10 protein-coding genes and 1 tRNA gene are annotated in these 9,121 nt (G+C 56.5%); 1 reads left to right on the forward strand and 10 read right to left on the reverse strand.

The features are described from left to right. The 4 genes from tmk to Q0239_RS00970 all read right to left on the reverse strand — a co-directional run. On the reverse strand, positions 1-525 hold a 525-nt coding region (gene tmk, locus Q0239_RS00955; protein ID WP_298596977.1), incomplete at its 3' end, for a dTMP kinase. Beyond that, on the reverse strand, positions 522-1,664 hold the full coding sequence (locus tag Q0239_RS00960) for a D-alanyl-D-alanine carboxypeptidase family protein (protein ID WP_298596980.1): 1,143 nt from the start codon (positions 1,662-1,664) through the stop codon (positions 522-524). The genes tmk and Q0239_RS00960, both read right to left, overlap by 4 nt. 42 nt (positions 1,665-1,706) lie before the next feature. Continuing rightward, on the reverse strand, positions 1,707-2,654 hold the full coding sequence (locus Q0239_RS00965; protein WP_298596983.1) for a septal ring lytic transglycosylase RlpA family protein: 948 nt from the start codon (positions 2,652-2,654) through the stop codon (positions 1,707-1,709). A 4-nt stretch (positions 2,655-2,658) separates the two neighbouring features. Beyond that, positions 2,659-3,759 (reverse strand): lytic transglycosylase domain-containing protein, encoded by a 1,101-nt coding sequence (locus tag Q0239_RS00970; protein ID WP_298596986.1) that lies wholly within the window; start codon positions 3,757-3,759, stop codon positions 2,659-2,661. Between the two features lie 136 nt (positions 3,760-3,895). Here Q0239_RS00970 and Q0239_RS00975 point away from each other — a divergent pair. Then, positions 3,896-3,985, forward strand: a tRNA-Ser gene (locus Q0239_RS00975). 4 nt (positions 3,986-3,989) lie between these two features. On the opposite strand, the gene Q0239_RS00980 is transcribed toward Q0239_RS00975, so the two are convergent. The 6 genes from Q0239_RS00980 to Q0239_RS01005 form a co-directional block, all read right to left on the reverse strand. Then, positions 3,990-4,337: a hypothetical protein gene (locus Q0239_RS00980; RefSeq protein ID WP_298596990.1), complete on the reverse strand. Its 348-nt coding sequence runs from the start codon at positions 4,335-4,337 to the stop codon at positions 3,990-3,992. A gap of 120 nt (positions 4,338-4,457) precedes the next feature. Next, complete coding sequence (locus Q0239_RS00985; protein WP_298596993.1) at positions 4,458-5,747, reverse strand: amidohydrolase family protein; 1,290 nt, start codon at positions 5,745-5,747, stop codon at positions 4,458-4,460. Positions 5,748-5,849: 102 nt separating this feature from the next. Beyond that, positions 5,850-6,386 carry a hypothetical protein gene (locus Q0239_RS00990; RefSeq protein WP_298596996.1) on the reverse strand — a complete coding sequence of 179 codons (537 nt, stop codon included), beginning with the start codon at positions 6,384-6,386 and terminating at the stop codon, positions 5,850-5,852. 59 nt (positions 6,387-6,445) lie between these two features. Then, on the reverse strand, positions 6,446-7,837 hold the full coding sequence (gene lpdA, locus Q0239_RS00995) for a dihydrolipoyl dehydrogenase (protein WP_298596999.1): 1,392 nt from the start codon (positions 7,835-7,837) through the stop codon (positions 6,446-6,448). Next, positions 7,834-8,229, reverse strand: coding sequence for a hypothetical protein (locus Q0239_RS01000; RefSeq protein WP_298597002.1), 396 nt, complete (start codon positions 8,227-8,229; stop codon positions 7,834-7,836). Before Q0239_RS01000 ends, lpdA begins: the two co-directional genes overlap by 4 nt. A gap of 65 nt (positions 8,230-8,294) precedes the next feature. Beyond that, positions 8,295-9,121: 2-oxo acid dehydrogenase subunit E2 (locus Q0239_RS01005; protein WP_298597004.1), on the reverse strand; the 827-nt coding region annotated here is incomplete at its 5' end.

The following is a 9,121-nucleotide window of genomic DNA, read 5'->3' on the forward strand; positions in this document are numbered from 1 at the left end:
ATGATGAAAAGCATCGCGAACATGCTGGTGAAAGGCATCGTCGCGCCCTCCGATGCGGTCCGTACTATCGCCATCGCGGGCCTGTGTCCGCAGACGCGAAGCTTCAAGCGGCAAATCGAGTATAATCGTACGATCCGGCAAATAACCCCCGCTGCCGATCCGGTGTAGATCCATGATAACGGCGTCGCTCAAACCCAGGCTGGCTCCTTGATAGGCGCGGCTGCTGTCGAGGAAACGATCAGAGATTACCCACATGCCCTGAGCAACCGCGGGCTTGATGCGTTTTTCAACATGGTCGCTTCGTGCGGCGGCGAAGAGCATGGCTTCGGCAGATGCACCCCAGCGGTCGTCTCCTCCCCCGAGCAATAACTGGCGGATCGCCTCTGCGCCTTCGGTTCCTCCGGGCTCACGGGTCAAATCGACCGATAGACCATGTGCTTTCAGCTTTTCGGCGAGCAGCGCAATCTGCGTCGATTTGCCCGCGCCTTCGCCACCTTCGATTGAGATGAACCGCCCTTTAGTCATGCTGCCATGCTCCAAAGCGACATAAAGCCATTCCACGCGCGTTGTATAAAATTGGCTTTATGTACATCATTTGCTGCAACCAGCGGAAATTTTTGTTGCAAGCCATCGGGATAATGAACCGTTAGCACGCCCACCGTTTCGCCTTTACGCAGCGGCGCTTTCAGCGGTTCAGTATAGCGCATAGTCAATCGGGGCTTTGCGATAGCGTCCTTCAATCCCAGCATCGATATTTTGTGAGCCGCAATTGCCTCAACAGCAGCATCGGTTCCCAGTTGTACTGGGATTTTGATGACTTGCTGTCCTTCCACAAATAGCGGCTTTTCCTGCCATTTATCAAAGCCCCAGCGCATCATTGCCCGCGCTTCGTCCACACGAGATTGCGTTGTTGGCAAGCCCGCAACCACCATTATCAAGCGCCGTGGTCCGCGCTGCGCTGTGCCCACCAGGCAATAACCGGCCTCGCTACTGTGCCCCGTTTTCATCCCGTCCGCGCCTTCGACTGCACCGAGCAAAGGGTTGCGATTGCGCTGAGCGATATTGTTCCATCTGAAGCTTCGCTGGTTAAAGAATTCGCGGAACAGTTCCGGATGGTCCTCAATAATCCGTTTGGCAAGCACGGCCAGATCGCGCGCCGTTGAAAAGGTGCCGCCCTTATCTGGCCAACCATTGGCCGTGCCAAAACGACTATCTCGCATGCCAAGTCGCTCGGCAGCCGCATTCATTTCTCTGGTAAAGGCCTTTTCGCTGCCGCTAATCCCCTCGGCCAATACCACCGATGCATCATTGCCCGAAAGTGTCAGGATACCGTGCAGTAAATCCTCTACGCTGACCTGCTGCTTTGCTTTGAGGAACATGCTGGATCCGCGATTGTTCCATTTGACCCAGCTTTGTGGGTGAACTGCAAATTTTTGCTGCCGATCAAGCCTGCCCGATTTGATCGCCTCAAAGGCGATATAGGCAGTCATCATTTTTGCCATTGAAGCAGTCGGGATACGCTTATCGCTCGCCTTGCCGAGCAACACGACGCCGCTATGTGCATCGATTAGATAGGCGATGGGGGCCTGAGTCCTGTACATTGCCTCATCTGCCCAGGCCGGCTGAGCCATGCAAAGCATCATGATGAGCAAAAGCAAACGCATGCTGGTTCGATAACCGGCGAATGCGCGCTTCGCCAGTTAAAGCTATTCGCGGAGCAGCCTTGCCTGTGGATAGCCTTTCTTTTTTGCATCGGCGAGAGCAGCTTGCGCTTCCTTCTCATTTGCAAAAGGCCCGAAACGCACCCTGAACAGTTTTCCATCGCCAGACGGCGCAACAGAGGCGTTTAGTTTCTTGGCAAGCGCATCGGCATTAGGGCGCGAGGCGAAGGCTGCCAGCTGCACAACATAGGATCCACGGGTTGCAGTTTTTGGTTTGACTTCCGTTTTGGTCTTATCCGCGACCGCTGGGGGTTTGGCATCTTCCTTTTTCGCTGCAATCACAGGTTTCGTGGGTTTGGCAACTTCTTTCGTTACGGGCACCACCGGCGCCGGATTTTCCGGCGGAGCAACGGCGATTATAGGCTTGGCCTGCTTTGCCAATTTGTCGCGCAATACTTTCAAAAGCGATTCCGGCGTGTCCATCCGCAATGTCGCGGCCTGTCCCGCCCGCAAGGCAGATTTTTCATTTTCTGGCGGATTGACGCGGCGTACCCGAACGCCGGTTGTGCCTTTATCGACGATACCCAACTGCCGGGCTGCACCTTCGGAAAGGTCAATCAGCCGGTCGTTGGTCATTGGCCCCCGATCATTAATACGCACCAATATGGTCCGCCCGGTATCAAGCGCCGTGATTTCAACATAGCTTGGCATTGGCAATGTTTTATGCGCTGCAGATATGGATGACCCGCTGAAAGCCTCTCCATTGGCAGTCGTTTTTCCGTTGAGTTCACTGCCATATATACCGGCAATGCCCACATCGTCGTACAGCGCTACATCTTCCGGCGAATATTTCGTCGCGCCAATGGTGAATGACTCGCCCAGCATCACTGGATAATCGCTCGCCCGTTCTACCGAGGCCGAATTTGCAGTTGCAACCGCACCGCCGCCACCGCCGCACGACGCGAGCGCTAGTAGCGCGGCCGTACTGGTCAATAATCTAGTTTCGAACCGCATCTGCAAGCAACCCCACCGAAAGAGCGTAAAAATTAGAGCAATTATAGTCCAATATCGCGCGATAGTTGCTGCCCAGTAAATATGCGGTCTGTCCCTCCCCATCAGGCTCTATCAAAGCTGCCTGCATATTTTCGTCAGGCCAGACGCCATTCTGCACGTTAACCCCGCGTTGCTTCCATTCCGATATCCGCATCCAGCGGCTGTGACGGGCAAATACGCGCGTGCAGCGTGTTGGCACCATATTGCTCTTGATAGCGTTACGGTCGAGCGAGGCAGGCACATTAACGGCAAAACCCCAGGGTTCGTTGCGGCGCCAACCCGCATTCATTAGATAATTGGCAATCGAAGTCATCGCGTCGACTTCGCTCTTCCAGATATCGGCATAGCCGTCGCCATCGCCATCACGGGCGAGCCGCAGATAAACCGAAGGCAGGAATTGAGGACGACCGAGTGCGCCCGCCCAACTGCCAGTAATCGCATAGCTGGGCACACCCCGATCGATCATCTTTAACACGGCAACCAGTTCCGCCTCGAACAGGTCGCGACGGCGGCCTTCGAAGGCCAACGAAGCGAGCGCGTCGGGCGCATGAAAATTGCCCATCACGGCACCGTAATTTGTTTCATGCCCGTAAATGGCAATCATCACCTCTTCCGGAACGCCGGTTTCATTTTCGATCCGCTGCAGCAATGGGCGTAACTCTGTATATTTGGAGCGACCACGGTTGATGCGCGCGGCATCAACATGCTTGCGCCGATAGGGTTCGAAATCCGGGATCGGCGCTGCGCCTGGCGTTTCCGGTTGGCCCCGATCCAGCTGCACAACGCGTGGGAGATAGGTCAGCGTCGGGATTACGCGATCGAGTGTTGCCTTGCTGACCCCTTCCCGTTCGGCACGGGCACGGACAGCCTGTAGATATTGGGCAAATGCATGTGAATGGCTTTGCTCGGCGGATACTTCAGCCGCTTGCTGCGCGGAAAGCGCAGCGGGCGGACTTGCCACAGCCAGCAACATCGCAACCGCAAAACCGTCAACCGGCCATTTCCCGATACGCAACGCCACAAATCCTCCACGCTTAGAACGCATTAACGATAACATGGAAAAGGTGCAGCGGCTAAAGAAAGTGCGCACTCTGGCGTAAAATGCGCACCTCGTGGCTATAGTTTCACCCACAGCCATGCTTGCCAGCGCGGCAATTCCTGTCTAGGGCGGCCCGCAGCGCGGACAGGTGGCCGAGTGGTTTAAGGCACCGGTCTTGAAAACCGGCGTGGGTGCAAGCTCACCGTGGGTTCGAATCCCACCCTGTCCGCCAGCTTCTATTTCTCTTCGGCCAATTGACCGCCGTTAGAGGCGTTTTCGCCGAAGGCGTTGGTAGTGCCATCGATCATCATCTGGATTTCTTCTTTGGCATATTGTTCTGCATCGGCTTGCTTGGAACCAAAGCTCTTTTCCGATTTTACGAGTAAATCGAAATAAGTCTGCCGCTCAGTAGGGCAGGCTTTCTGGATCAGTTCGTTGAATTCTGAACCCGACTTTTTCACCTTCACCGCTTCGTTATGTTCGCGGATCAGGCAATTGTTAAAGCCCTTGCGTGCAGTATCGAGTACGTCGCCTTTCATCGCGGCCATATTGAGCGCCATGGCCAGCGCCAAGCTCATCATCATATCACGTTGCTCCCCAGTTCTTAGCGAACGTTATGTCTTCCCACAGGCAATGACTATCACAGAGCCGAGGGATGCTGCAATGTTGCATGTTGCAACTGAATCATTGCTGAACTCATCGGCTTAACGGATGCGTTTGCCACCTTTTACAACTGCGTCGACCGACTCGAGTTCACGGACATTGGCAAGCGGATCCCCTTCGACCGCAACGATATCGGCGTAACGGCCAACCTCAATCGCACCGACATCCTTCTCACGGCCCAGCGCCTGGCCGGCATTGCGCGTCGCCGCCTGGATCGCTTCAAGCGGGGTCATCCCATATTCGACCATCACACGGAACTGCTTGCCGATATCGGCATGCGGCATGACACCGGCGTCGGACGCGAAAACCATTTTCACCCCCGCCTTATGCGCCTTGCGGAAATTGTCGCGCTGGATCTGGGCGACTTCCCGGTCCTTGCGCAGATTATCCTCAAGCACGCCATTTTTCGCGCCTTCGGCCTGCGTATACTCGGTGTTGTAGATATCCATTGCAAACCAAACGGGACGCGTACGGGTGGCCGCCAGCTTTATGCCTTCATCATCGACAAGGCTGGCATGCTCGATCGTGTCTATACCTGCCTTGATCGCCGCTTTAATGCCATCGCCGCCATGCGCGTGCGCGGCGACACGTACGCCCCATTGGTGCGCTTCATCGGCAATTGCGCGCATATGCTCTTCGGAAAGCTGCTGTTGGCCGGGCTCCGTATTGCGGGAGAACACGCCACCGGTAGCGCAGATCTTAATCACCTCGGCACCAAATTTGCGCTGGCGACGAACCTGATAGCGCAGCTCGTCTATGCTGTCGCCGATGCCTTCTTCCTTCCCGTCCTTCTCAAGACTAGGCGGGAGGAAGGTTGAATCGCAATGGCCGCCTGTCGCACCCAGTGCATATCCAGCAGGAACGATGCGCGGGCCTACCGCATAGCCATTGTCGATAGCCTGTTTGAGGCCGATATCATTGCGGTTGTCAGACCCGACATTGCGCACAGTCGTAAAGCCTGCATCGAGCATCGCCTTGGCGCTGCCCACTGCCGTCATCGCCCAGAAACTGTCCGTGAATTCGAGGCCGCGGTATCCACCAATATCGGCAGGTCCATCGAGGTGGACGTGCATGTCGATCAGCCCAGGCAGCAATGTCTTGTCGCCCAGATCGATATGCGAGACGTCGCTACCCCATTTGACGGTGCGGGCATCGGCGATGCTGGTGATGCGGCCATTATCGTCTACAAAGATTGCTGGGTTGTCGACCATCTTGCCCGTGAGTACATCGAGCATCCGCGCACCAGTGATGACCGTATTGGCGAGAACAGGCGCCGAATGAACCGCCGCCAATGCAATCGCCAAAACCCCAGCATTTCTCAGAAAGTTCACGCTTATGCCCATGTCAGTTATCTCCCGAATCTTGTTTCCAAACATTAGGCAGATTGGGCGGCGGTAGGACAGCGATTTTTGGACTTGCTTCCAGTCAACCGATCAATCGGCTAGAACCCGTTCGAACCGCGAAACTATGACAGCACCTTTATTGTGTTCGCTATGTTCTACAGCCCTCGCCATGGCCGCTTTTTTCAGCGAGTCATAGCTTGCAAACTGGCAGTCAGTGCCGTCACTTTCCACACCAGGCAGCGCAGTTTCCGGTGCACCGCAATCGAAGTTCATGTCAAAGGCTTCGCTGCCATCGTCGCTGATGCGAAACAGGCGGTACGCTTCCATCTTGCCGTTCATATTGACGATCTGGGCGAGATACAGTTCGTCGACCAAAGCGTCAAAGCTGATGAAATAGGCTGGTTTGGCTGCATTGCCGAACTCCGAATGTTCAACCTGATATTCAGTGTCCTCGAGCGACACGACATAGCGATCGCCGGTAAACACCTCGCCCTCAAAGCGTGAATAGGTTCCCGAAAGCGGCGGTTTGTCTATCACATCGTCAGGCATCAGTGGCGCGTCGGATGTCCAGCAGCCGGTCAGGAGCAAGCCAAGGGTCGCGGCAATCAGCACGGGGATCGGTTTCATAAGCCTCCTTCGCAACCCGCAGTGAAGCTAGCCCAATGCGCCGTCAGGTCAACCGCAGATCACATATGCAGCATCTTGCCATAGGCCCCAAGCACGCTCTCATGCATCATTTCAGAGAGCGTCGGGTGCGGGAAGACGGTGTGCATGAAATCGGCTTCGACCAGTTCGGCGGTCTTGCCGATGGTGTAGCCCTGGATCAACTCGGTGACTTCCGCGCCGACCATATGCGCGCCCAATAGCTCGCCGGTTTTGGCGTCGAACACGGTTTTGATGAAGCCTTCCGCCTCACCCAGCGCGATGGCCTTACCATTGCCGATGAAGGGGAAATTGCCGACCTTCACCTCATAGCCCGCTTCCTTGGCCTTGGCTTCGGTGAGGCCGACCGAAGCGACCTGCGGGTGGCAATAGGTGCAGCCGGGAATGTTCTTCGGATCCATCGCATGCGGATGGCCGCCAGCAATGGCTTCCGCAGCGATGACGCCTTCATGGCTCGCCTTGTGCGCGAGCCATGGCGGTGCAGTGACATCGCCGATGGCCCAGAGGCCGGGAACATTGGTGCGGCACATCGGATCGGTCTTGATATGCCCGCGCTCGGTCGCGACGCCCAGAGCCTCCAGCCCGATATTCTCGGTATTGGGCACGATACCGATGGCGACGATGCAATGGGTGAATTCGCTTTTGGCGACCTTCCCGTCCTTATCCTTGATTTCCGCGGTGACGCCGGTGGCGCTGGCCTTCAGCGATTGCACCCCTGCCCCGGTCAGGATGGTCATGCCCTGCTTTTTCAATGCTTTCTCGAGGAAAGTCGAAACATCCGCATCCTCAACCGGCACGATGCGGTCCATCATTTCCACAACAGTCACTTCCGCGCCCATATCATTGTAGAAACTTGCGAATTCGATGCCGATCGCGCCGCTGCCAATCACCAGCAGCTTCTTGGGCATTTCAGGCGGCACCATCGCGTGGCGATAGGTCCAGATGCGTTTGCCATCGGCGGGCGCGAAAGGCAGGTCGCGGGCGCGGGCGCCGGTGGCGATGATGATGTTTTTCGCGGCCAGCTCTTCGGTCTTGCCATCTTTGGTAACCGACAGCTTGCCCGGCGCGGTCAGCTTGCCATCGCCCATATGGACGGTGATCTTGTTCTTCTTCATCAGATGCGTGACGCCCTGATTCAACTGTTTCGCGACCCCGCGCGACCGCTTCACCACGGCATCGATATCCGCGCTGATATTGGCCGCCGCCAAGCCATAATCGCCCGCATGCTGCATATAAAGATAGATTTCCGCCGAACGCAGCAACGCCTTGGTCGGAATGCAGCCCCAGTTGAGGCAGATGCCACCGAGATTTTCGCGTTCGATGATCGCGGTTTTCAGCCCGAGTTGGGCTGCGCGGATTGCGGCGACATAGCCACCGGGGCCCGAACCGAGGACGATGAGGTCGTAAGTGCTCAACTTTTTAACTCCGTCATTTGTGCGGTTGATTCAGCCTCAAATCGACCGATCCAGTGCCACCATAGAAAACCGCCGAGCAAACCATTGGCACCACCGGCAGCGATAAGAATTAGCCATCCCCAGTCTTTTCCAAGCCACCAAGCATTGGTCACCATCGCACAAACGAGACCAAGGGGAACAGACATTAAAAGTGTACCAGCAAGGCTTCGCGTCCACCCAGTCCGGCGACCTAAAAGGATAGCCGGCAGCGCCGCGATTGGGATCGCTGCGGCAATGAAAATGAATGCGAAAATAAGGAATACGAAAAACAGGCCAGTAATCTCGCCCCAATCACTCTCGTATGGACTGCTCACCAGGAATGATAAGCCTATTAACAAAAGCGTTGCGGTCATAATCGAAAGAATGGCCGCAATGGCAAATATAAGAGCAAGGCGTAGCCAAAGTGGCTTTTCAGTTCTCAAGCCACCAACCCCAAGGGCTTCTCCACCAATTCCTTGAACACCTTCATCAACTCTGCCCCGTCGGCGCCGTCAATTGCGCGGTGGTCGAAGCTGCCGGTGGCGCTCATCACGGTCGCGATGGCCAGTGCGTCGTCAACCACATAGGGCCGCTTTTCGCCTGCGCCGATCGCCAGGATCATCGCTTGCGGCGGGTTGATGACGGCTTCGAACTGTTTGATGCCCATCATGCCCATGTTGGAGATCGACGCGGTGCCGCCCTGATATTCATGCGGCTGCAGCTTGCCGTCCTTCGCCTTGGCGGCAAGTGCGGACATTTCGGTCGAGATGGTCGACAGCGATTTGTTCGCGGCATCGACGATGATCGGGGTGATCAGGCCTGTCGGTACCGAAACCGCAACGCTGATATCGGCGCGGCTATATTGTAGCATGTTATCGCCCGCAAAGCTGACATTGCATTTGGGCACCTGAATCAGCGCCAGCGCGAGCGCCTTGATCAGCATATCGTTGACCGACAGCTTGACGCCGCGACTTTCGAGGCTGGCGTTGAGTTCGCCGCGCAGCTTGAGCAGCGCATCGAGCCGGACGTCGACTGTCAGGTAGATATGCGGAACCTGCTGCTTGCTCTCGGTGAGGCGGCGCGCGATCGTTTTGCGCATGTTGCTGAGTTTGACGACCTCGTGCGGGATGCCGAAATCGGGGATGGCTGCCGGTGCGGCAGGTGCCAATGGCGCTGGCGCCGCGGCAACTGGTGCAGCGGCTCCCGCCTTGGCACCTTCGACATCTGCTTTGCCGATGCGCCCATTGGGGCCAGTGCCGGTCAAAC

The sequence above is a fragment of the uncultured Sphingorhabdus sp. genome (assembly GCF_937872355.1).
Classification (GTDB): Bacteria; Pseudomonadota; Alphaproteobacteria; order Sphingomonadales; family Sphingomonadaceae; genus Sphingorhabdus_B.

Coding starts and splice junctions, on each gene's coding strand:
- Q0239_RS00970 (WP_298596986.1), bottom strand. CDS start 3,759: ATGCGTTCTAAGCGTGGAGGATTTGTGGCGTTGCGTATCGGGAAATGG.
- Q0239_RS00960 (WP_298596980.1), bottom strand. CDS start 1,664: ATGCGTTTGCTTTTGCTCATCATGATGCTTTGCATGGCTCAGCCGGCC.
- Q0239_RS00980 (WP_298596990.1), bottom strand. CDS start 4,337: ATGATGATGAGCTTGGCGCTGGCCATGGCGCTCAATATGGCCGCGATG.
- Q0239_RS01000 (WP_298597002.1), bottom strand. CDS start 8,229: ATGACCGCAACGCTTTTGTTAATAGGCTTATCATTCCTGGTGAGCAGT.
- Q0239_RS00990 (WP_298596996.1), bottom strand. CDS start 6,386: ATGAAACCGATCCCCGTGCTGATTGCCGCGACCCTTGGCTTGCTCCTG.